Source organism: Escherichia sp. MOD1-EC4550 (assembly GCF_963876935.1).
In the GTDB taxonomy this organism is placed as follows: domain Bacteria; phylum Pseudomonadota; class Gammaproteobacteria; order Enterobacterales; family Enterobacteriaceae; genus Escherichia; species Escherichia coli_F.
Map to the genome: position 1 here is coordinate 293533 of NZ_CAWNSE010000001.1, position 20857 is coordinate 314389.

The following is a 20857-nucleotide window of genomic DNA, read 5'->3' on the forward strand; positions in this document are numbered from 1 at the left end:
TCTCACCGTAACGAATCAGCGGATACCATGATTATCAAACGCACTCCTCAAGCCGCGTCGCCTCTGGCTTCGTGGCTTTCTTATCTGGAAAACCTGCACAGTAAAACTATCGATCTTGGCCTTGAGCGCGTAAGCCAGGTCGCGGCACGTCTTGGCGTTCTGAAACCAGCGCCATTTGTGTTTACCGTTGCGGGTACGAATGGCAAAGGCACCACCTGCCGTACGCTGGAGTCGATTCTGATGGCGGCAGGGTACAGAGTGGGCGTCTACAGTTCGCCGCATCTGGTGCGTTATACCGAGCGCGTACGTGTGCAGGGCCAGGAATTGCCGGAATCGGCCCACACAGCCTCTTTTGCGGAGATTGAATCGGCACGCGGTGATATTTCCCTGACCTATTTCGAGTACGGTACGTTGTCGGCGTTGTGGCTGTTCAAACAGGCACAACTTGACGTGGTGATTCTGGAAGTAGGGCTGGGCGGACGTCTGGATGCAACCAATATTGTCGATGCTGATGTTGCGGTGGTGACCAGCATTGCGCTGGATCATACCGACTGGTTGGGGCCAGATCGCGAAAGCATTGGTCGTGAGAAAGCAGGGATTTTCCGCAATGAAAAACCGGCAATTGTCGGAGAGCCTGAAATGCCTTCTACCATTGCTGATGTGGCGCAGGAAAAAGGCGCACTGCTACAACGTCGGGGCGTTGAGTGGAACTATTCCGTCAGTGACAATGACTGGACGTTTAGCGATGCTCACGGCACGCTGGAAAATCTGCCGTTGCCGCTTGTCCCGCAACCGAATGCCGCAACGGCGCTGGCGGCACTGCGTGCCAGCGGGCTGGAGGTCAGTGAAAATGCCATTCGCGACGGGATTGCCAGCGCAATTTTGCCGGGACGTTTCCAGATTGTGAGCGAGTCGCCACGCGTTATTTTTGATGTCGCGCATAATCCACATGCGGCGGAATATCTCACCGGGCGTATGAAAGCGCTACCGAAAAACGGGCGCGTGCTGGCGGTTATCGGTATGCTACATGATAAAGATATTGCCGGAACTCTGGCCTGGTTGAAAAGCGTGGTTGATGACTGGTATTGTGCGCCACTGGAAGGGCCGCGCGGTGCCACGGCAGAACAACTGCTTGAGCATTTGGGTAACGGCAAATCATTTGATAGCGTGGCGCAGGCATGGGATGCCGCAATGGCGGACGCTAAAGCGGAAGATACCGTGCTGGTGTGTGGTTCGTTCCACACGGTCGCACATGTCATGGAAGTGATTGACGCGAGGAGAAGCGGTGGCAAGTAAGTTTCAGAATCGGTTAGTAGGTACGATCGTGCTGGTGGCGCTGGGGGTGATTGTACTTCCAGGGTTGCTGGACGGGCAGAAAAAACATTATCAGGATGAGTTCGCGGCAATCCCTCTGGTGCCGAAAGCGGGCGATCGCGATGAGCCTGATATGATGCCAGCCGCCACCCAGGCACTGCCGACGCAGCCGCCGGAAGGCGCAGCGGAAGAGGTGCGGGCAGGTGATGCTGCCGCGCCGTCGCTCGATCCGGCCACTATTGCAGCCAATAACACCGAGTTTGAACCGGAACCTGCACCGGTCGCTCCACCGAAGCCGAAACCGGTGGAACCGCCTAAACCGAAGGTTGAAGCAGCACCTGCGCCGAAGCCAGAACCGAAGCCGGTCGTGGAAGAAAAAGCCGCCCCGACGGGTAAAGCGTATGTCGTCCAGCTGGGCGCGCTGAAAAATGCCGATAAAGTGAATGAGATTGTCGGTAAGCTGCGCGGTGCCGGTTATCGGGTTTATACGTCGCCATCCACGCCGGTGCAGGGTAAAATTACCCGTATTCTGGTTGGGCCAGATGCCTCGAAAGATAAGCTGAAAGGTTCGCTGGGTGAACTCAAGCAGCTTTCTGGCTTAAGTGGCGTGGTGATGGGCTATACACCGAATTAATACGGTTTTGCCTGATGCGACGAGGTCTGTGCAGGAGTAGAACCGTAGGTCTGATAAGGCGTTCACGCCGCATCCGACAATGATTGCACGATGCCGCAAAGGCATGAAAAGTCGATGGCGTTGAATCTTTTTTCAGCGCCATTTTTATTGATGCGTGGGAAGGAAATCCCTACGCAAACGTTTTCTTTTTCTGTTAGAATGCGCCCCGAACAGGATGACAGGGCGTAAAATCGTGGGACACATATGGTCTGGATTGATTACGCCATAATCGCGGTGATTGCTTTTTCCTCTCTGGTTAGCCTGATCCGCGGCTTTGTTCGTGAAGCGTTATCGCTGGTGACATGGGGTTGTGCTTTCTTTGTTGCCAGTCATTACTACACTTACCTGTCAGTCTGGTTTACGGGCTTTGAAGACGAACTGGTTCGAAATGGGATTGCCATCGCGGTACTGTTTATCGCTACCCTGATCGTTGGTGCTATCGTGAACTTCGTGATAGGCCAGTTGGTGGAGAAAACGGGGTTGTCAGGCACCGATCGGGTGCTGGGCGTCTGTTTCGGTGCGTTGCGCGGTGTGTTGATTGTTGCTGCCATTCTCTTCTTTCTCGACTCCTTTACCGGGGTGTCGAAAAGCGAAGACTGGAGCAAATCACAGCTGATCCCGCAGTTCAGTTTTATCATCAGATGGTTTTTTGATTATCTGCAAAGCTCGTCAAGTTTCTTGCCCAGAGCGTAAGTGCTCTGAGATGTGGCTTAACGAGGAAAAAGACGTATGTGCGGTATTGTCGGTATCGCCGGTGTTATGCCGGTTAACCAGTCGATTTATGATGCCTTAACGGTGCTTCAGCATCGCGGTCAGGATGCCGCCGGCATCATCACCATTGATGCCAATAACTGCTTCCGTTTGCGTAAAGCGAACGGGCTGGTGAGCGATGTATTTGAAGCTCGCCATATGCAGCGTTTGCAGGGCAATATGGGCATTGGTCATGTGCGTTACCCCACGGCTGGTAGCTCCAGCGCCTCTGAAGCGCAGCCGTTTTACGTTAACTCCCCGTATGGCATTACTCTTGCCCACAACGGCAATCTGACCAACGCTCATGAGTTGCGTAAAAAACTGTTTGAAGAAAAACGCCGCCACATCAACACCACTTCCGACTCGGAAATTCTGCTTAATATCTTCGCCAGCGAGCTGGACAACTTCCGCCACTACCCGCTGGAAGCCGACAACATCTTCGCCGCCATTGCTGCTACAAACCGCTTAATCCGCGGCGCGTATGCCTGTGTGGCGATGATTATCGGCCACGGTATGGTGGCTTTCCGCGATCCTAACGGTATTCGTCCGCTGGTACTGGGGAAACGTGATATCGACGACAATCGCACAGAATATATGGTCGCTTCCGAAAGCGTTGCGCTCGATACGCTGGGCTTTGAGTTCCTGCGTGATGTCGCCCCAGGCGAGGCGATTTACATCACTGAAGAGGGGCAGTTGTTTACCCGTCAGTGCGCTGACAACCCGGTCAGCAATCCGTGCCTGTTCGAGTATGTTTACTTTGCCCGTCCGGACTCGTTCATCGACAAAATTTCCGTTTACAGCGCGCGTGTGAATATGGGCACCAAGCTGGGCGAGAAAATTGCTCGCGAATGGGAAGATCTGGATATCGACGTGGTGATCCCCATTCCGGAAACCTCGTGTGATATCGCGCTGGAAATCGCCCGTATTCTGGGTAAACCGTACCGTCAGGGCTTTGTGAAAAACCGCTACGTTGGTCGCACGTTTATCATGCCGGGTCAGCAGCTGCGTCGTAAGTCCGTGCGCCGTAAACTGAACGCCAACCGCGCTGAATTCCGTGATAAAAACGTCCTGCTGGTCGATGACTCCATCGTGCGTGGCACCACTTCTGAGCAGATTATCGAGATGGCGCGTGAAGCCGGAGCGAAGAAAGTTTACCTCGCTTCTGCGGCACCGGAAATTCGCTTCCCGAACGTTTACGGTATCGATATGCCGAGCGCCACGGAACTGATCGCTCACGGTCGCGAAGTAGATGAAATTCGCCAGATCATCGGTGCTGACGGGTTGATTTTCCAGGACCTCAACGATTTGATCGAAGCCGTTCGCGCTGAAAACCCGGATATCCAGCAGTTTGAATGCTCGGTGTTCAACGGCGTTTACGTCACCAAAGATGTTGATCAGGGCTACCTCGATTTCCTTGATACTTTACGTAATGACGACGCTAAAGCCGTGCAACGTCAGAACGAAGTGGAAAATCTCGAAATGCATAACGAAGGATAATGACTTCGCTCAGGGTGCCGGTCTGGCACCCTGACTTGCAACTCCCGCCGAAATCCTGCAAAGTCTGCCTGCAAGTCTGACAGGGCAACTATTTATGAAACGACTCATTGTGGGCATCAGCGGTGCCAGCGGCGCGATTTATGGCGTACGATTATTACAGGTTCTGCGCGATGTCACAGATATCGAAACGCATCTGGTAATGAGCCAGGCGGCGCGCCAGACCTTATCCCTTGAAACGGATTTCTCCCTGCGTGATGTGCAGGCATTAGCCGATGTCACGCACGATGCGCGCGATATTGCCGCCAGCATCTCTTCTGGTTCTTTCCAGACGTTGGGGATGGTGATTTTACCCTGTTCAATCAAAACCCTGTCCGGCATTGTGCATAGCTATACGGATGGCTTACTGACCCGTGCGGCAGATGTGGTGCTGAAAGAGCGTCGCCCGCTGGTGCTCTGCGTGCGTGAAACACCGTTGCACTTAGGCCACCTGCGTTTAATGACTCAGGCGGCAGAAATCGGTGCGGTAATTATGCCTCCCGTTCCGGCATTTTATCATCGCCCACAATCCCTTGATGATGTGATAAATCAGACGGTTAACCGTGTTCTTGACCAGTTTGCGATAAATCTACCCGAAGATCTCTTTGCCCGCTGGCAGGGCGCATAACTCCGCTGTTGCCCTGTTTCAGGGCAATTTTGCAACCGCGATCAAATCCTCAACATTTTGTTCCTACCATTCAATCAAAACGCTGCGATCCAACCGCCATACCTGCTATCTTCAACTTCAGGACAATAATGCAACGTCTTATTAACATATTTAACGTTGAATGTTACTGTTGTCGTCAAGATGGCATAAGACCTGCATGAACGAGCCTGCAAACACACAACACAATACACAATATAAAAAAGCCATTTCACTTGAGGGTTATGTATGAAGAAGTCGATTCTCGCTCTGTCTTTGTTAGTCGGGATTTCCGCAGCAGCTTCCAGCTACGCGGCACTGCCGGAGACGGTACGTATCGGAACGGATACCACCTATGCACCGTTCTCATCGAAAGATGCCAAAGGTGACTTTGTTGGCTTTGATATCGATCTCGGTAACGAGATGTGCAAACGGATGCAGGTGAAATGTACCTGGGTTGCCAGTGACTTTGACGCGCTGATCCCCTCACTGAAAGCGAAAAAGATCGACGCCATTATTTCGTCGCTCTCCATTACGGATAAACGTCAGCAGGAGATTGCCTTCTCCGACAAACTGTACGCCGCAGACTCTCGTCTGATTGCTGCCAAAGGTTCACCGATTCAGCCAACGCTGGATTCACTGAAAGGTAAACATGTTGGTGTGCTGCAGGGATCAACCCAGGAAGCGTATGCCAATGATAACTGGCGTAGCAAAGGCGTGGATGTGGTGGCCTATGCTAACCAGGATTTGGTCTATTCCGATCTGGCTGCAGGACGCCTGGATGCCGCTCTGCAAGATGAGGTTGCTGCCAGCGAAGGTTTCCTCAAGCAACCTGCCGGTAAAGATTTCGCTTTTGCAGGCCCTTCAGTGAAAGACAAAAAATACTTCGGTGACGGCACCGGTGTCGGGTTACGTAAAGATGATGCTGAACTGACGGCTGCGTTTAATAAGGCGCTTGGCGAGCTGCGTCAGGACGGCACCTACGACAAGATGGCGAAAAAGTATTTCGACTTTAATGTCTACGGTGACTGATACGTCGCAGGGAAGCTGTACCTGATGGAATGATCATGGTGCACGCCAGGTTTGTTGCACTATCGTGGTGCATTGAAATGCATACTTAAGCATTTTTAATGAAAAATAATACGTCTAACGAGGCGGGATATTTTGCCTTGATGGTCAATTTTATGGCACGATAAGTGTAACAAACCTGTAAATATTCCCTATAAAAAGACTGTCAGTTGAGGACATTATGAAAAAACTGGTGCTATCGCTCTCTCTGGTTCTGGCCTTCTCCAGCGCAACGGCGGCGTTTGCTGCGATTCCGCAAAACATTCGCATCGGTACCGATCCGACCTATGCGCCATTTGAATCAAAAAATTCACAAGGTGAACTGGTTGGCTTCGACATCGATCTGGCGAAGGAATTGTGCAAACGCATCAATACGCAATGTACGTTTGTCGAAAACCCGCTGGATGCGTTAATCCCGTCCTTAAAAGCGAAGAAGATTGACGCCATCATGTCATCGCTTTCCATTACGGAAAAACGTCAGCAGGAAATTGCCTTCACCGACAAACTGTACGCTGCCGACTCTCGTCTGGTAGTGGCGAAAAATTCCGACATTCAGCCGACAGTCGAGTCGCTGAAAGGCAAGCGCGTAGGCGTATTGCAGGGCACCACCCAAGAGACGTTCGGTAACGAACACTGGGCACCAAAAGGCATTGAAATCGTCTCTTATCAGGGGCAGGACAACATTTATTCTGACCTGACTGCCGGACGTATTGATGCCGCATTCCAGGATGAGGTCGCCGCCAGCGAAGGTTTCCTCAAACAACCCGTTGGTAAAGATTACAAATTCGGTGGCCCGTCTGTTAAAGATGAAAAACTGTTTGGCGTAGGTACCGGCATGGGTCTGCGTAAAGAAGATAACGAATTGCGCGAGGCACTGAACAAAGCCTTTGCCGAAATGCGCGCTGACGGTACTTACGAGAAATTAGCGAAAAAGTACTTCGATTTTGATGTTTATGGTGGTTAATCGCCATCGGTGAAAGAAAGCCCGCTCCCTTCGGGTAACCGGAGGGAGACAAGAGGCGGTAATTCACCACACACGACAGGACAGGCAGCATGTTGTATGGGTTTTCAGGTGTTATTTTACAGGGTGCGCTCGTCACGCTGGAGCTGGCGATCAGCTCTGTAGTGCTCGCTGTAATCATCGGTTTAATTGGCGCTGGCGGTAAGCTCTCGCAAAATCGGTTTTCGGGGCTGATTTTCGAAGGGTATACCACGCTGATTCGTGGCGTGCCGGATTTAGTGTTGATGCTGCTGATTTTCTACGGTTTGCAGATTGCGCTAAACACGGTGACGGAGGCGATGGGCGTCGGGCAGATTGATATCGATCCGATGGTCGCAGGTATTATCACTCTCGGTTTTATCTACGGTGCTTACTTCACCGAAACGTTTCGTGGCGCGTTTATGGCAGTGCCAAAAGGACATATAGAGGCGGCAACGGCGTTTGGTTTTACTCGTGGGCAAGTGTTTCGGCGGATTATGTTTCCGGCGATGATGCGTTACGCCCTGCCAGGCATTGGCAACAACTGGCAGGTGATTCTCAAATCTACCGCTTTGGTTTCGTTACTCGGCCTGGAAGATGTGGTCAAAGCCACGCAACTGGCAGGCAAAAGTACATGGGAACCGTTCTATTTCGCCATCGTCTGTGGCGTGATTTACCTGGTTTTCACCACCGTTTCCAATGGTGTGCTGCTGTTCCTTGAGCGCCGCTACTCCGTGGGTGTGAAGAGGGCTGACCTGTGATCGAAATTTTACATGAATACTGGAAACCGCTGTTGTGGACCGACGGTTATCGCTTTACCGGTGTGGCGATTACCCTTTGGTTGCTGATTTTGTCGGTTGTGATAGGTGGAGTTCTGGCGCTGTTTCTGGCGATTGGTCGCGTCTCAAGTAATAAATACATCCAGTTTCCAATCTGGTTATTTACTTATATTTTTCGCGGTACACCGCTGTATGTTCAATTGCTGGTGTTCTATTCCGGCATGTACACGCTGGAGATTGTTAAGGGTACCGAGTTCCTTAACGCCTTTTTCCGCAGTGGCCTAAATTGTACTGTGCTGGCGCTGACGCTTAACACCTGTGCTTACACCACCGAGATTTTTGCCGGAGCAATCCGTTCGGTACCGCACGGAGAGATTGAAGCCGCCAGAGCCTATGGCTTTTCGACCTTTAAAATGTATCGCTGCATTATTTTGCCTTCAGCGCTGCGTATTGCGTTACCGGCCTACAGTAATGAAGTAATCCTGATGCTGCACTCTACTGCGCTGGCGTTTACGGCCACGGTGCCGGATCTGCTGAAAATAGCCCGTGATATTAACGCCGCCACGTATCAACCTTTTACCGCTTTCGGTATAGCCGCGGTGCTCTATTTAATCATCTCTTATGTCCTGATCAGTCTGTTCCGTAAAGCGGAAAAACGCTGGTTGCAGCATGTGAAACCTTCTTCAACGCACTGAGAATACGATGTCCGAGAATAAATTAAACGTTATCGATTTGCACAAACGCTACGGCGAACACGAAGTGCTGAAAGGGGTCTCACTGCAAGCGAATGCCGGTGATGTCATAAGTATCATCGGTTCGTCGGGATCGGGGAAAAGTACCTTTCTGCGCTGCATTAACTTCCTCGAAAAACCGAGTGAAGGATCGATCGTCGTTAACGGCCAGACGATCAATCTGGTGCGCGATAAAGACGGTCAACTTAAAGTCGCCGATAAAAATCAGCTGCGCTTACTGCGCACACGCCTGACGATGGTATTCCAGCACTTCAATCTCTGGAGCCATATGACGGTGCTGGAAAACGTCATGGAAGCGCCGATTCAGGTGTTAGGCCTGAGCAAGCAGGAAGCGCGCGAGCGGGCGGTGAAGTATCTGGCGAAAGTCGGGATAGACGAACGTGTGCAGGGGAAATACCCGGTGCATCTGTCCGGTGGTCAGCAACAGCGTGTTTCCATCGCGCGGGCGCTGGCGATGGAACCGGAAGTTTTACTGTTTGATGAACCTACCTCGGCGCTCGATCCTGAACTGGTAGGCGAAGTGCTGCGTATTATGCAGCAACTGGCAGAAGAGGGAAAAACCATGGTGGTGGTGACTCACGAAATGGGCTTTGCTCGCCATGTTTCTACTCACGTCATTTTTCTCCATCAGGGGAAAATAGAGGAAGAAGGCGCGCCGGAGCAGTTATTTGGCAACCCGCAAAGCCCTCGTCTGCAACAGTTCCTTAAGGGATCGCTGAAATAAGTTCCTCTCCGGTGGCTAACGCTGCCGGAGTATTTCATGGGGAATTTGCGAGTCCGCTTCCGCTGAAATGTAAATGTTGCAGTCCGCTAAAAATACTTCTGAATTCGCTGTCCAAAGATAAAAACTGCCTGCTGCATTAGGTGTTAATCGTGGTTATTGTCGCGTCATCTTAAATTTGAGGGGTGACGGAACGCCATGACAATATCGACAACTTCCACGCCGCATGATGCGGTATTTAAATCTTTTTTACGCCATCCAGACACCGCGCGGGATTTTATTGATATTCATATTCCCGCGCCGCTGCGCAAACTGTGTGATTTAACGACGCTCAAACTGGAACCAAACAGTTTTATTGATGAAGACCTGCGGCAATATTATTCCGACCTCTTGTGGTCTGTGAAAACGCAGGAGGGAGCGGGTTATATTTATGTGGTGATAGAGCACCAAAGTAAGCCGGAGGAATTAATGGCTTTTCGCATGATGCGCTATTCCATCGCGGCGATGCAAAACCATCTGGATGCAGGCTATAAAGAGCTTCCATTGGTGATCCCAATGCTGTTTTATCATGGTTGCAGAAGTCCTTATCCTTATTCACTCTGCTGGCTTGATGAATTTGCCGAGCCTGCTATAGCCCGCAAAATATATTCATCGGCTTTTCCGCTGGTGGATATTACCGTGGTGCCGGATGACGAGATTATGCAACATCGCAAAATGGCGCTGTTGGAGTTAATTCAGAAACATATTCGTCAGCGCGATCTGTTGGGATTAGTCGACCAAATTGTTTCGCTGCTAGTTACAGGGAACACTAATGACAGACAGCTAAAAGCCCTGTTTAATTACGTATTACAAACGGGAGATGCCCAGCGTTTCCGTGCATTTATTGGTGAGATAACAGAACGCGCACCACAAGAAAAGGAGAAACTGATGACCATTGCTGACAGATTACGTGAAGAAGGCGCAATGCAGGGCAAACACGAAGAAGCTCTGCGTATTGCTCAGGAGATGCTGGAAAAAGGATTTGACCACGACGTCATCCTGACGCTGACCCGACTTTCACCAGACGACCTTATCGCGCAAAGCCACTAATCCTGTAACACCGGGAATTAACTGGCGGATGTTTGCAGTACACCACATCAGTGAACAACATCCGCCAGCGCTTCTTCTAAATCGTACCAGCGAAACGCAAAACCCGCTTCTTCCAGCCGTTTAGGCAATGCTCGTTGTCCACCTAATACCAGTACTGAAGATTCGCCCATTAACAGTCGAATGGCGGTCGCGGGGACGCGCAAAATGGCCGGACGATGCAGTGCATGACCGAGCGCATGGGCAAATTGTTCATTGCGTACCGGGTAGGGCGAAACCATATTAAACGGCCCGCGCAGTTCGTTATCCAGCAGCCAGAGAATACCATTGACCATATCATCGATATGAATCCAGGCCATATACTGCCGACCGGAGCCAATCGGCCCGCCCAGGCCAAGACGAAACGGCGGCAGCATTTTACCGAGGATCCCGCCGTCCGGTGCCAGCACCACGCCGGTACGCAGCAGGCACACACGTGTTTTGTCGCTTTGCGCCCGACAGGCAATCTCTTCCCAACGAGCGCAGAGTTTGTGGGTAAATTCGTTATGCGGCGGTTCCTCTTCAGTAACTACCACTTCACCTAAGTCGCCATAATAGCCCGTTGCCGAACCGGAAATGAGTACCGACGGCGGCGTGTCGCTGGCATTAATTACATCGACCAGTTTTTGCGTGATATTCCAGCGGCTTTGGCAGAGACGATCTTTTTGTTCGTGAGTCCAGCGTTTATCAGCAATCGGTTCTCCGGCCAGGTTGATTACCGCATCAACGCCGTTGAGGTTACTTTGATCGGCAAGCCCTTGCCATAGTGTCACCCGGGGGCCGAGAACGGAACTGGCTTTCTGCGGGTTACGCGTCACTACCGTGATTTGATGGCCCAGATCCAGCAAACGCGGAATCAAATGGCGACCAATTAATCCCGTCCCTCCGGTGATCACTATGTTCATGCAGCCTCCCGATATGGCGGTTAACGCTGCCAGCTTAAGGTCATGGATACCGAATCGGCGTAGCGCAGCGCGTGCAGTTTATCGATCTCTACTTCAGCATACGTCACCCAGTGATGTTCACGTGCGATATCGAGCACATCCTGAGTTAATTTTTCCAGCAAAGAGAAACGGTTATTCTCTACGTGCTGAATAATGTTTTTCGTTACGGTGCGATAATTCAGCGCATCGTTGATATCTTCGCTGGTGCGCGCTTTATCGGCGGGGTAGTGGATCGTCACGTTGATAACAATATCCTGACGGTTGTTAATTTCTTCTTCCTTAATTCCGATAAACGTACGTAAACGAAGGTTCTTTATACGAATAATAGCGGCAGGTTGTGCCATTGCAGGTTCTCCGTTGTTTTACTTAGGATTAAATAATACACGAGAACCTGTTTCTGTTAACTATCCGAACGCTCATCACTGAGTTGTGCTTTTAGCAGTGCCTGCCCGGTGGCAGGGCGCGAACGGATCCGCTCATGCCAGTTCTTAACTGCAGGATACATTGCGAGGTCAATGCGCTGGCGAGTCCAGGCATTAACCCACGGCCAGCAGGCAATATCCGCAATGCTGTAATTTTCTCCGCCCAGCCAGGGCGAGTTTTCCAGCCGCTTGTTCAGCACGTGATACAGACGCTGAGTTTCAACTTGATAACGTTCAATAGCGTAAGGAATGGTTTGTGGTGCAGCGTGATTAAAATGATGATTTTGCCCAAGCATCGGCCCCAGCCCGCCTACCTGCCAGAATAGCCACTGTAATGTGGTGGCGCGTTCACGCATTTCATGACTCAAAAAGAGTCCCGTTTTCTCCGCCAGATACAACAATATGGCCCCGGACTCAAAGAGGCTTAACGGTTCGCCGCCATCGGCTGGGGAATGATCAACAATTGCCGGAATTTTGTTGTTAGGCGAAATGCGCAAAAATTCCGGGCGAAACTGGCCACCTTTCCCCAGGTCTACCTTAATCAAGCGATAATCCAGTCCTGCTTCTTCGAGAAACAACGTAATTTTGTGACCATTTGGCGTCGGGGCGAAATAGAGATCGATCATTGCAGCTCCGGTTGTCTAATCATCTGAACACCACAAGTATAGAAAGCGCGGCGACTTGCGTGAGTATTCGTCACGTGACAGTGACAAAAAGGCTCTATAGTTTGATAGTTAGCCCCCCCCTTTATTGCCGAGGACATAATGAGTAAACCCGCTATCACGCTTTGGTCAGATGCCCATTTTTTCTCCCCTTATGTGTTATCCGCCTGGGTGGCGTTGCAGGAAAAAGGCCTGTCGTTTCATATCAAGACCATCGACCTCGACAGCGGTGAACATTTGCAGCCGACGTGGCAAGGTTACGGTCAGACACGCCGTGTGCCGTTATTACAAATCGATGATTTTGAGTTGAGTGAATCTTCTGCCATTGCGGAGTATCTGGAAGATCGATTTGCGCCACCGACCTGGGAACGCATTTATCCGCTTGATTTAGAAAATCGTGCGCGTGCACGACAGATTCAGGCCTGGCTGCGTAGCGATCTGATGCCTATCCGCGAAGAACGTCCGACGGATGTTGTCTTTGCGGGTGCGAAAAAAGCGCCATTAACGGCGGAGGGAAAAGCCAGTGCAGAGAAACTGTTCGCGATGGCAGAACATTTGTTAGCACTGGGTCAGCCGAATTTATTTGGTGAATGGTGCATTGCTGATACTGATCTGGCGCTAATGATTAACCGCCTGGTACTACATGGCGATGAGGTGCCGGAACGCCTGGTGGATTATGCGACATTCCAGTGGCAGCGAGCGTCTGTCCAGCGTTTTATTGCTCTTTCGGCGAAGCAATCTGGCTGATAGCAACGACAGAATCCAGTATCATAGCTTACGTTTTTTCGACGAGGAGTGAGTGATGAAACTGATGTTTGCATCGGACATTCATGGGTCGTTACCGGCGACGGAACGTGTTCTGGAGTTGTTTGCCCAAAGCGGTGCCCAGTGGCTGGTGATCCTTGGCGATGTGTTGAATCACGGCCCGCGTAATGCTTTACCTGAGGGTTACGCGCCAGCCAAAGTCGCCGAACGGCTTAATGAAGTGGCACATAAAGTTATCTCTGTGCGCGGCAACTGCGACAGCGAAGTGGACCAAATGCTGCTGCATTTCCCGATAACCGCGCCGTGGCAACAGGTATTACTGGAAAAACAACGTCTGTTTTTGACGCATGGTCATCTATTTGGTCCGGAAAATCTGCCCGCTTTAAACCAGAACGATGTGCTGGTGTACGGTCATACCCATCTGCCAGTGGCAGAACAGCGGGGGGAGATATTCCACTTCAACCCCGGCTCGGTGAGTATTCCGAAAGGCGGTAATCCGGCGAGTTATGGCATGCTGGATAATGACGTACTGAGTGTAATCGCACTCAATGATCAAAGTATCATTGCGCAGGTCGCGATTAATCCGTAATTTACCCACAACTCAAAATGCGCCGTAAGAGCGCCAGAAAAAGAAGGTTTCCTGATAATGGAACAGCGTCGTTTGGCAAGTACTGAATGGGTGGATATTGTCAATGAAGAGAATGAAGTCATTGCACAAGCCAGCCGGGAACAAATGCGGGCACAGTGTCTGCGTCATCGTGCAACTTACATCGTCGTGCATGATGGCATGGGCAAAATTCTGGTCCAGCGTCGTACCGAGACAAAAGACTTTTTACCCGGCATGTTAGATGCGACCGCAGGCGGTGTGGTCCAGGCCGATGAGCAACTGCTGGAGTCCGCGCGTCGCGAAGCGGAAGAAGAGTTGGGCATTGCCGGTGTCCCCTTTGCCGAGCACGGGCAGTTCTATTTCGAAGATAAAAATTGCCGTGTCTGGGGCGCGTTGTTCAGTTGTGTCTCGCACGGTCCCTTCGCCCTACAGGAAGATGAAGTCAGTGAAGTTTGCTGGCTGACGCCGGAAGAAATCACCGCACGCTGCGATGAGTTCACTCCAGACTCGCTGAAAGCGCTGGCGTTGTGGATGAAGCGCAATGCCAAAAATGAAGCCGTAGAGACTGAAACGGCAGAATGAAAAAAGAGCCGCAATTGCGGCTCTTAACATTTTTAGTGGTAGCCCATCAACTGAGCGCCGATAACCACGACGCTGGACATAATAAACAGCAGTCCAAGCAGTGTCGCACCCACCTTCAGCCAGTTACGGAAGTCCACCCGACAAACACCGAGCGTTGCCATTAACGAAGCTGAGGTCGGGTAAATGATGTGACTGAAGCCATCACCAAACTGGAACGCCAGCACGGTAACCTGACGGTTAACACCGACCAGATCGCCAAGCGGTGCCAGTAACGGCATGGTTAACGCCGCCTGACCAGAACCGGATGTCACGAAGAAATTAAATACCGCCTGGAAGAGCAACATAAACCAGGCTGCAACTGCGTTATCCAGACCGCTAATGGCATTGGCAATGCTGTTTAGAATGGTATTTAACACACTGGCATCACCCGCTTCACCGTTACCGACCAGCAACAAAATCCCTTTGGCGAAACCCACCAGTAGGGCAGGGGCGATCATCATTCGCGCCCCTTCGGTGAAGGATGAAGCCATGGTATTAACCGTCATACCGTTTAGGCGGAAAACAACGCCGATGATGCCAATTACTAGCCCCATCGTGAAGAACTGGCTGGCTATTTCTGGAATAAACCAGGCATTGACGATAACGCCCCAAATTACCCAGATCATGACGGCGGTTAAAACAATCAATACCAGCCAGTCACCAAAGGTAAATGGACGCTGTTCTACATCCGCCTGTTTTTCGCGGAAGAAACGATCGGACTCATGAACGCGTGACAACAGCGGATTCTTTTTCACCCGCGAGGCGTACACCATAGTGAAGACCAGACCAATCAGAGTAGAGATTACCCATACCACGATGCGCAAACCGGAACCAGAAAGCACCGGAACACCAGCGATCCCCTGAGCAACAACCACACAAAACGGGTTCATCCACGAACTGGCAAAACCGATTTGCGTGGCGATATAAGTCACCAGGACGGTGGTAATACTGTCATAGCCCAGCCGGACCATTAGCGGTGCGATGATAATGGCAAAGGCGACGGCCTCTTCCCCCATACCAAATACCGCGCCGCCAAGTGAAAAGAGAATAAACAAGGCAGGGATAAAGAGAATTTCATTCCCGCGTGTATGTCGAATAAGTGCCAGGATGCCGTTATCAATGGTTCCTGTACGCATCACGATGCCAAACGCGCCGCCAATCACCAGCATAAACATGATGATGCCAACGGCTGTCCCGTATTTCGATCCTGAGGTTAATCCTTCAAACGGGAAATTCATCAGGCCCGGGCGTTCATCGCCCGTCGAGAACAGTTGCACGCGGTGATACTCAGGTTCGCCCGCCTCGTTAGTCAGAATGCGAAATGAGTGCGGATCTACGACTTTGCGTGTTTTTGTTTGACCATCAACCTGATACTGCACTTCCTGACTGTCAAACATCCCCACCGGAACTACCCAGGTGGCAAGGCTGGTTAAAATAGCAACAAAAAAGATAATCACCAGCGTATCGGGCATTGCCCATCTTCTGGTTGGTTTGGATTCAGTGATTGCGGACATAGCGCAGATATTCCCTTGCACAAAACAAAGTGGTAAGTATGCAAAGTGAGATGGCGCAATTCATTGATGCAGCGCAGTTAAGCAAGATAATCAGAAAGGATTAATGCAAATTAAGAGAATAAAAAACCGGAAATAGTGACTATTTCCGGTTCAGGTATCCGCAGCGCAAAGCTGCGGATGATGACGAGATTACTGCTGCTGTGCAGACTGAATCGCAGTCAGCGCGATGGTGTAGACGATATCGTCAACCAGTGCGCCACGGGACAGATCGTTAACCGGCTTGCGCATACCCTGCAGCATCGGCCCGATGGAGATCAGATCGGCAGAACGTTGTACCGCTTTGTATGTGGTGTTACCGGTGTTCAGATCCGGGAAGATGAACACGGTAGCGCGACCAGCAACCGGAGAATTCGGCGCTTTGGATTTCGCAACGTCAGCCATTACCGCAGCGTCGTACTGCAGCGGACCGTCGATCATCAGGTCAGGACGTTTTTCCTGCGCCAGACGAGTTGCTTCGCGAACTTTCTCTACGTCGCTACCTGCACCAGAAGTACCGGTGGAGTAGGAGAGCATTGCAACGCGCGGTTCGATGCCGAAGGCAGCGGCGGAATCAGCGGACTGAATCGCGATTTCTGCCAGCTGTTCTGCGGTCGGATCCGGGTTGATCGCACAGTCACCGTAAACGTAAACCTGTTCCGGCAGCAGCATGAAGAACACGGAAGATACCAGGGAGCTACCCGGTGCAGTTTTGATCAGCTGCAGCGGCGGACGAATGGTGTTTGCGGTGGTGTGAACAGCACCGGAAACCAGACCGTCAACTTCATCCTGTTCCAGCATCAGCGTACCGAGAACCACGTTGTCTTCCAGCTGTTCGCGGGCAACGGTTTCGGTCATGCCTTTGTTCTTACGCAGTTCAACCAGGCGGCCAACATAGCTTTCGCGAACCACTTCTGGATCGACAATTTCAATGCCAGCACCCAGTTCTACGCCCTGAGATGCTGCAACGCGGTTGATCTCAGCCGGGTTACCCAGCAGTACGCAAGTTGCGATACCACGTTCAGCACAGATAGCGGCTGCTTTAACGGTACGCGGTTCATCGCCTTCCGGCAGCACGATACGTTTGCCCGCTTTGCGCGCCAGTTCGGTCAGCTGATAACGGAAGGCTGGCGGAGACAGACGACGGCTGCGCTCAGAGGTGGCAGTCAGAGAGTCAATCCAGTCAGCGTTGATGTAGTTAGCAACGTATTCCTGAACTTTCTCGATACGCTCGTGATCGTCAACCGGAACTTCGAGGTTGAAGCTCTGCAGGCTCAGAGAAGTCTGCCAGGTGTTGGTATTCACCATAAATACCGGCAGGCCGGTAGCGAAAGCACGTTCGCACAGTTTGGAAATGCGCGCGTCCATTTCGTAGCCGCCAGTCAGCAGCAGGGCACCGATTTCTACGCCGTTCATGGCAGCCAGGCAAGCTGCAACCAGTACGTCAGGACGGTCTGCGGAAGTTACCAGCAGAGAACCGGCACGGAAGTGCTCCAGCATGTGCGGAATGCTGCGTGCGCAGAAAGTGACGGATTTAACGCGGCGAGTATTGATGTCGCCTTCGTTGATGATGGTGGCGTTCAGGTGGCGAGCCATATCGATCGCACGGGTCGCGATCAGATCAAAGCTCCACGGCACCGCGCCGAGAACCGGCAGCGGGCTGGATTCTTGCAGCTTCGCCGGATCAACATTGTTTACTTTTGCTTTGGAAGAGTCGTCGAAAATCTCGGACAGATCCGGGCGAGTACGACCCTGTTCATCAACCGGTGCGTTCAGTTTGTTAACGATAACGCCAGTGATGTTGGTGTTTTTTGCACCACCGAAGCTGTTGCGAGTCAGTTCGATACGCTCTTTCAGCTGTTCCGGGGTGTCAGTGCCCTGAGACATAACGAAGACGATTTCCGCGTTCAGCGTTTTAGCGATTTCGTAGTTCAGAGACTGGGCAAACTGATGCTTACGTGTCGGGACCAGACCTTCAACCAGAACGACTTCAGCGTCTTTGGTGTTAGCGTGGTAGTTCGCGACGATCTCTTCCATCAGCACATCTTTCTGATTGCTGGAAAGCAGACCTTCAACGTAGCTCATTTTCAGCGGTTCAGCGGCTGTCGTGGTGGAAGAGTTCGCACGCACGATAGTCGTGGTCTGATCGGGCGCATCGCCACCGGTACGCGGCTGAGCGATAGGTTTGAAAACGCTCAGACGAACGCCTTTGCGTTCCATTGCACGGATCACGCCAAGGCTGACGCTGGTCAGACCGACGCTGGTTCCGGTAGGGATCAGCATAATAATACGGGACACGGTTTATCCTCTTTCGTTACCGCCGGTTTGGCGGGTTACAAAACAGCACCGCCAGCTGAGCTGGCGGTGTGGAATCAGGCGGTCAAGCGGCAGGCGTCTTGCGCGATAACCAGCTCTTCGTTGGTCGGAATCACAACAGCAGGGCGGGTGCCTTCTTTGTTGATGAAACCAGATTTGCCGAAACGTGCAGCCAGGTTGCGCTCATGATCAACTTCAAAGCCCAGCACGCCCAGTTTGCCCAGAGACAGTTCACGAACCATCGCGGCATTTTCACCGATACCACCGGTGAATACAACAGCGTCCAGACGACCATCCATCAGCGCGGTGTAGGCACCGATGTATTTCGCCAGACGGTGGCAGTAAACGTCCATTGCGCGCTTCGCGTCTTCTTTTGTCGCGTAGTTGTCTTCAACATAACGGCAGTCGCTGGTGACTTCGGTCAGACCCAGCAGGCCAGACTCTTTGGTCAGCATTTTGTTGATTGCGTCAACGCTCATGCCCAGAGTGTCGTGCAGGTGGAAGATGATCGCAGGATCGATATCGCCAGAGCGAGTACCCATTACCAGACCTTCCAGCGGGGTCAGACCCATAGAGGTGTCAACGCATTTACCGTTGCGGATAGCAGAAACGGAACCACCGTTACCCAGGTGGCAGGTGATGATGTTCAGCTCTTCTACCGGTTTGTTCAGCATTTTTGCCGCTTCCTGGGTTACATAGAAGTGGCTAGTGCCGTGCGCGCCGTAACGACGGATGCCATGCTCTTTGTACAGGTTGTACGGCAGGGCGTAGAGGTAAGACTCTTCCGGCATAGTCTGGTGGAACGCGGTGTCAAATACAGCAACGTTTTTGTCTTTCAGCTGAGGGAAAGATTTCAGTGCTTCTTCGATACCGATCAGGTGAGCCGGGTTGTGCAGCGGTGCAAAAGAAGCTGCATCTTTGATACCCTGAATAACAGACTCATCGATCACTACGGAGCTGGTATACTTTTCGCCGCCGTGTACGATACGGTGACCGATAGCAGTCAGCTGCGCAGACAGTTCTGGTTTTTGTGCCAGAATAGTATTAACGATAAAGTTGAGCGCTTCGCTGTGAGCGGCGCCTGCACCTAAAGCCGCTTCCTGTTTATTGCCGTCCATTTTCCATTTGATACGTGCTTCGGGCAGGTGGAAACATTCGGCTAAACCAGAAAGGTACTCTTCACCATTTACTGCATCGATGATTGCAAATTTCAGTGAAGAACTACCGCAGTTCAGAACCAGTACTAACTTACTCGACATGGAAGTACCTATAATTGATACGTGGCTAAAAAAACGTCAGGGAGCCATAGAGCGTAGCGCATGATGACACTGACATTTATGATTAACATCATGCACTGCAAATTTTTTTTGCATGATGGAAGAAATATCTTGAGTCTATGCCATTTTGCGTAATTTTCAGCCAATGGCATAATGTATATGAATTTGACGACTCAATGAATATGTACTACTTAGGCCTTCAGGCTGCTAAAGGATACCTGATAGTGGGTATGGAAGACAAAATGTTTTGAACGTTGTCCCGCTGAGTTGTGAATTTGCACAAATTTTTGAATCTTTATATGTGAAGTTGAGGTGAAGCATGTCAACGCCGGATAATCGTTCTGTTAATTTTTTTAGCTTGTTTCGCCGGGGACAGCATTACTCAAAGACGTGGCCGCTGGAAAAACGCCTTGCCCCGGTCTTTGTCGAAAATCGCGTTATCAAGATGACGCGCTATGCGATCCGTTTTATGCCGCCAATCGCCGTATTTACTCTCTGCTGGCAGATTGCCCTGGGCGGTCAGCTGGGCCCGGCAGTTGCCACTGCGCTGTTCGCCTTAAGTTTACCCATGCAAGGACTATGGTGGCTGGGCAAGCGTTCTGTAACGCCATTACCTCCTGCAATCCTTAACTGGTTTTATGAAGTTCGCGGTAAATTGCAAGAGTCTGGACAGGTGTTGGCACCCGTTGAAGGCAAGCCTGATTACCAGGCATTAGCTGACACGCTTAAGCGCGCCTTCAAACAACTGGATAAAACTTTCCTTGATGATTTGTAATTGACCCCTGATTACGCATATAAAAGAAGGCAAACTCAGCCTTCTTTTTTTTCACCGTAGTAGAGTGATACAGGAGTCAACAATGGAAATGACCAACGCGCAACGTCTTATTTTGTCTAACCAGTACAAAATGATGACTATGCTTGATCCGGCAAATGCTGAACGTTACCGTCGCCTGCAAACAATCATTGAGCGTGGTTATGGATTACAGATGCGTGAACTGGATCGCGAGTTTGGCGAGCTGAAAGAAGAAACCTGCCGCACTATCATCGACATTATGGAGATGTATCATGCGTTGCATGTTTCCTGGTCTAATTTGCAGGACCAGCAATCCATCGATGAACGTCGTGTCACCTTCCTTGGCTTTGACGCCGCCACTGAAGCACGTTACCTCGGTTATGTGCGCTTTATGGTTAACGTGGAGGGGCGCTATACCCATTTTGACGCCGGAACTCACGGTTTTAACGCCCAGACGCCAATGTGGGAAAAATATCAGCGTATGCTTAATGTGTGGCATGCCTGCCCGCGTCAGTACCATCTGAGTGCTAACGAAATTAATCAAATTATCAACGCCTGAGGAG

22 protein-coding genes are annotated in these 20857 nt (G+C 51.3%); 16 read left to right on the plus strand and 6 right to left on the minus strand.

Annotation, left to right across the window (positions count from 1 at the left end; all coding sequences use genetic code 11):
* The first annotated feature begins 27 nt into the window (after positions 1–27).
* From folC to rpnB, 11 genes are all read left to right on the plus strand, one after another.
* Positions 28–1296, plus strand: coding sequence for a bifunctional tetrahydrofolate synthase/dihydrofolate synthase (gene folC, locus AACU19_RS01350; RefSeq protein ID WP_000584600.1), 1269 nt, complete (start codon positions 28–30; stop codon positions 1294–1296).
* A complete protein-coding gene (gene dedD / locus AACU19_RS01355; RefSeq protein WP_000146990.1) occupies positions 1286–1948 on the plus strand; it encodes a cell division protein DedD in 663 nt (220 codons plus the stop codon). Before folC ends, dedD begins: the two co-directional genes overlap by 11 nt.
* A 243-nt stretch (positions 1949–2191) precedes the next feature.
* A complete protein-coding gene (cvpA, locus tag AACU19_RS01360; protein ID WP_000262113.1) occupies positions 2192–2680 on the plus strand; it encodes a colicin V production protein in 489 nt (162 codons plus the stop codon).
* Between the two features lie 36 nt (positions 2681–2716).
* Complete coding sequence (gene purF, locus AACU19_RS01365) at positions 2717–4234, plus strand: amidophosphoribosyltransferase (RefSeq protein ID WP_000334213.1); 1518 nt, start codon at positions 2717–2719, stop codon at positions 4232–4234.
* A 94-nt stretch (positions 4235–4328) separates the two neighbouring features.
* Positions 4329–4898 (plus strand): flavin prenyltransferase UbiX, encoded by a 570-nt coding sequence (gene ubiX, locus AACU19_RS01370; protein ID WP_000825697.1) that lies wholly within the window; start codon positions 4329–4331, stop codon positions 4896–4898.
* Between the two features lie 264 nt (positions 4899–5162).
* On the plus strand, positions 5163–5945 hold the full coding sequence (argT, locus tag AACU19_RS01375; protein WP_000748235.1) for a lysine/arginine/ornithine ABC transporter substrate-binding protein ArgT: 783 nt from the start codon (positions 5163–5165) through the stop codon (positions 5943–5945).
* A 217-nt stretch (positions 5946–6162) separates the two neighbouring features.
* A complete protein-coding gene (gene hisJ / locus AACU19_RS01380; protein WP_000737621.1) occupies positions 6163–6945 on the plus strand; it encodes a histidine ABC transporter substrate-binding protein HisJ in 783 nt (260 codons plus the stop codon).
* An 89-nt stretch (positions 6946–7034) separates the two neighbouring features.
* The gene (gene hisQ / locus AACU19_RS01385) at positions 7035–7721 is read left to right on the plus strand and encodes a histidine ABC transporter permease HisQ (protein ID WP_000965505.1); all 687 of its coding nucleotides are present in this window, start codon (positions 7035–7037) and stop codon (positions 7719–7721) included.
* Positions 7718–8434 (plus strand): ABC transporter permease, encoded by a 717-nt coding sequence (locus AACU19_RS01390; protein WP_000569957.1) that lies wholly within the window; start codon positions 7718–7720, stop codon positions 8432–8434. Before hisQ ends, AACU19_RS01390 begins: the two co-directional genes overlap by 4 nt.
* A gap of 7 nt (positions 8435–8441) precedes the next feature.
* Positions 8442–9215: a histidine ABC transporter ATP-binding protein HisP gene (gene hisP, locus AACU19_RS01395; RefSeq protein ID WP_001293619.1), complete on the plus strand. Its 774-nt coding sequence runs from the start codon at positions 8442–8444 to the stop codon at positions 9213–9215.
* 195 nt (positions 9216–9410) lie between these two features.
* The gene (gene rpnB, locus AACU19_RS01400) at positions 9411–10301 is read left to right on the plus strand and encodes a recombination-promoting nuclease RpnB (RefSeq protein WP_105277981.1); all 891 of its coding nucleotides are present in this window, start codon (positions 9411–9413) and stop codon (positions 10299–10301) included.
* A gap of 47 nt (positions 10302–10348) precedes the next feature.
* Here rpnB and AACU19_RS01405 read toward each other — a convergent pair whose 3' ends face one another.
* From AACU19_RS01405 to yfcG, 3 genes are read right to left on the minus strand one after another with little or no spacing between them, the layout of a single operon-like run.
* Positions 10349–11242 carry a TIGR01777 family oxidoreductase gene (locus tag AACU19_RS01405; protein WP_105277982.1) on the minus strand — a complete coding sequence of 298 codons (894 nt, stop codon included), beginning with the start codon at positions 11240–11242 and terminating at the stop codon, positions 10349–10351.
* 20 nt (positions 11243–11262) lie between these two features.
* A complete protein-coding gene (gene folX / locus AACU19_RS01410) occupies positions 11263–11625 on the minus strand; it encodes a dihydroneopterin triphosphate 2'-epimerase (protein ID WP_000068457.1) in 363 nt (120 codons plus the stop codon).
* A 56-nt stretch (positions 11626–11681) separates the two neighbouring features.
* Positions 11682–12329, minus strand: a complete 648-nt coding sequence (yfcG, locus tag AACU19_RS01415; RefSeq protein WP_000566496.1) for a GSH-dependent disulfide bond oxidoreductase — start codon at positions 12327–12329, stop codon at positions 11682–11684.
* Positions 12330–12467: 138 nt separating this feature from the next.
* Between yfcG and yfcF the strand changes: the two genes are divergently transcribed.
* Genes yfcF through yfcD form a run of 3 tightly spaced genes read left to right on the plus strand, consistent with a single transcriptional unit; the run spans position 12468 to position 14319 of the window.
* Positions 12468–13112: a glutathione transferase gene (gene yfcF, locus AACU19_RS01420; RefSeq protein WP_000042440.1), complete on the plus strand. Its 645-nt coding sequence runs from the start codon at positions 12468–12470 to the stop codon at positions 13110–13112.
* A gap of 55 nt (positions 13113–13167) precedes the next feature.
* On the plus strand, positions 13168–13719 hold the full coding sequence (gene yfcE, locus AACU19_RS01425; RefSeq protein WP_123057618.1) for a phosphodiesterase: 552 nt from the start codon (positions 13168–13170) through the stop codon (positions 13717–13719).
* 57 nt (positions 13720–13776) lie between these two features.
* Positions 13777–14319, plus strand: a complete 543-nt coding sequence (gene yfcD, locus AACU19_RS01430) for an NUDIX hydrolase YfcD (protein ID WP_000437935.1) — start codon at positions 13777–13779, stop codon at positions 14317–14319.
* A 32-nt stretch (positions 14320–14351) separates the two neighbouring features.
* Here yfcD and yfcC read toward each other — a convergent pair whose 3' ends face one another.
* From yfcC to ackA, 3 genes are all read right to left on the minus strand, one after another.
* Positions 14352–15872, minus strand: a complete 1521-nt coding sequence (yfcC, locus tag AACU19_RS01435; protein ID WP_001274485.1) for a putative basic amino acid antiporter YfcC — start codon at positions 15870–15872, stop codon at positions 14352–14354.
* Positions 15873–16061: 189 nt separating this feature from the next.
* Complete coding sequence (gene pta, locus AACU19_RS01440; RefSeq protein ID WP_000086716.1) at positions 16062–18206, minus strand: phosphate acetyltransferase; 2145 nt, start codon at positions 18204–18206, stop codon at positions 16062–16064.
* 74 nt (positions 18207–18280) lie between these two features.
* Positions 18281–19483 (minus strand): acetate kinase, encoded by a 1203-nt coding sequence (gene ackA / locus AACU19_RS01445; RefSeq protein WP_000095712.1) that lies wholly within the window; start codon positions 19481–19483, stop codon positions 18281–18283.
* Positions 19484–19820: 337 nt separating this feature from the next.
* Here ackA and yfbV point away from each other — a divergent pair, with 337 nt between their 5' ends.
* Together yfbV and AACU19_RS01455 are read left to right on the plus strand one after the other, a co-directional pair.
* On the plus strand, positions 19821–20276 hold the full coding sequence (yfbV, locus tag AACU19_RS01450; RefSeq protein WP_000106627.1) for a terminus macrodomain insulation protein YfbV: 456 nt from the start codon (positions 19821–19823) through the stop codon (positions 20274–20276).
* An 82-nt stretch (positions 20277–20358) separates the two neighbouring features.
* Complete coding sequence (locus AACU19_RS01455) at positions 20359–20853, plus strand: YfbU family protein (RefSeq protein ID WP_000426124.1); 495 nt, start codon at positions 20359–20361, stop codon at positions 20851–20853.
* The last annotated feature ends 4 nt before the right edge of the window (positions 20854–20857 follow it).

Coding starts and splice junctions, on each gene's coding strand:
- yfcC (WP_001274485.1), bottom strand. CDS start 15,872: ATGTCCGCAATCACTGAATCCAAACCAACCAGAAGATGGGCAATGCCC.
- hisP (WP_001293619.1), top strand. CDS start 8,442: ATGTCCGAGAATAAATTAAACGTTATCGATTTGCACAAACGCTACGGC.
- AACU19_RS01455 (WP_000426124.1), top strand. CDS start 20,359: ATGGAAATGACCAACGCGCAACGTCTTATTTTGTCTAACCAGTACAAA.
- yfcD (WP_000437935.1), top strand. CDS start 13,777: ATGGAACAGCGTCGTTTGGCAAGTACTGAATGGGTGGATATTGTCAAT.
- argT (WP_000748235.1), top strand. CDS start 5,163: ATGAAGAAGTCGATTCTCGCTCTGTCTTTGTTAGTCGGGATTTCCGCA.
- ackA (WP_000095712.1), bottom strand. CDS start 19,483: ATGTCGAGTAAGTTAGTACTGGTTCTGAACTGCGGTAGTTCTTCACTG.
- ubiX (WP_000825697.1), top strand. CDS start 4,329: ATGAAACGACTCATTGTGGGCATCAGCGGTGCCAGCGGCGCGATTTAT.
- hisQ (WP_000965505.1), top strand. CDS start 7,035: ATGTTGTATGGGTTTTCAGGTGTTATTTTACAGGGTGCGCTCGTCACG.
- AACU19_RS01405 (WP_105277982.1), bottom strand. CDS start 11,242: ATGAACATAGTGATCACCGGAGGGACGGGATTAATTGGTCGCCATTTG.
- yfbV (WP_000106627.1), top strand. CDS start 19,821: ATGTCAACGCCGGATAATCGTTCTGTTAATTTTTTTAGCTTGTTTCGC.
- yfcF (WP_000042440.1), top strand. CDS start 12,468: ATGAGTAAACCCGCTATCACGCTTTGGTCAGATGCCCATTTTTTCTCC.
- folX (WP_000068457.1), bottom strand. CDS start 11,625: ATGGCACAACCTGCCGCTATTATTCGTATAAAGAACCTTCGTTTACGT.
- yfcG (WP_000566496.1), bottom strand. CDS start 12,329: ATGATCGATCTCTATTTCGCCCCGACGCCAAATGGTCACAAAATTACG.
- hisJ (WP_000737621.1), top strand. CDS start 6,163: ATGAAAAAACTGGTGCTATCGCTCTCTCTGGTTCTGGCCTTCTCCAGC.
- cvpA (WP_000262113.1), top strand. CDS start 2,192: ATGGTCTGGATTGATTACGCCATAATCGCGGTGATTGCTTTTTCCTCT.
- yfcE (WP_123057618.1), top strand. CDS start 13,168: ATGAAACTGATGTTTGCATCGGACATTCATGGGTCGTTACCGGCGACG.
- purF (WP_000334213.1), top strand. CDS start 2,717: ATGTGCGGTATTGTCGGTATCGCCGGTGTTATGCCGGTTAACCAGTCG.
- rpnB (WP_105277981.1), top strand. CDS start 9,411: ATGACAATATCGACAACTTCCACGCCGCATGATGCGGTATTTAAATCT.
- folC (WP_000584600.1), top strand. CDS start 28: ATGATTATCAAACGCACTCCTCAAGCCGCGTCGCCTCTGGCTTCGTGG.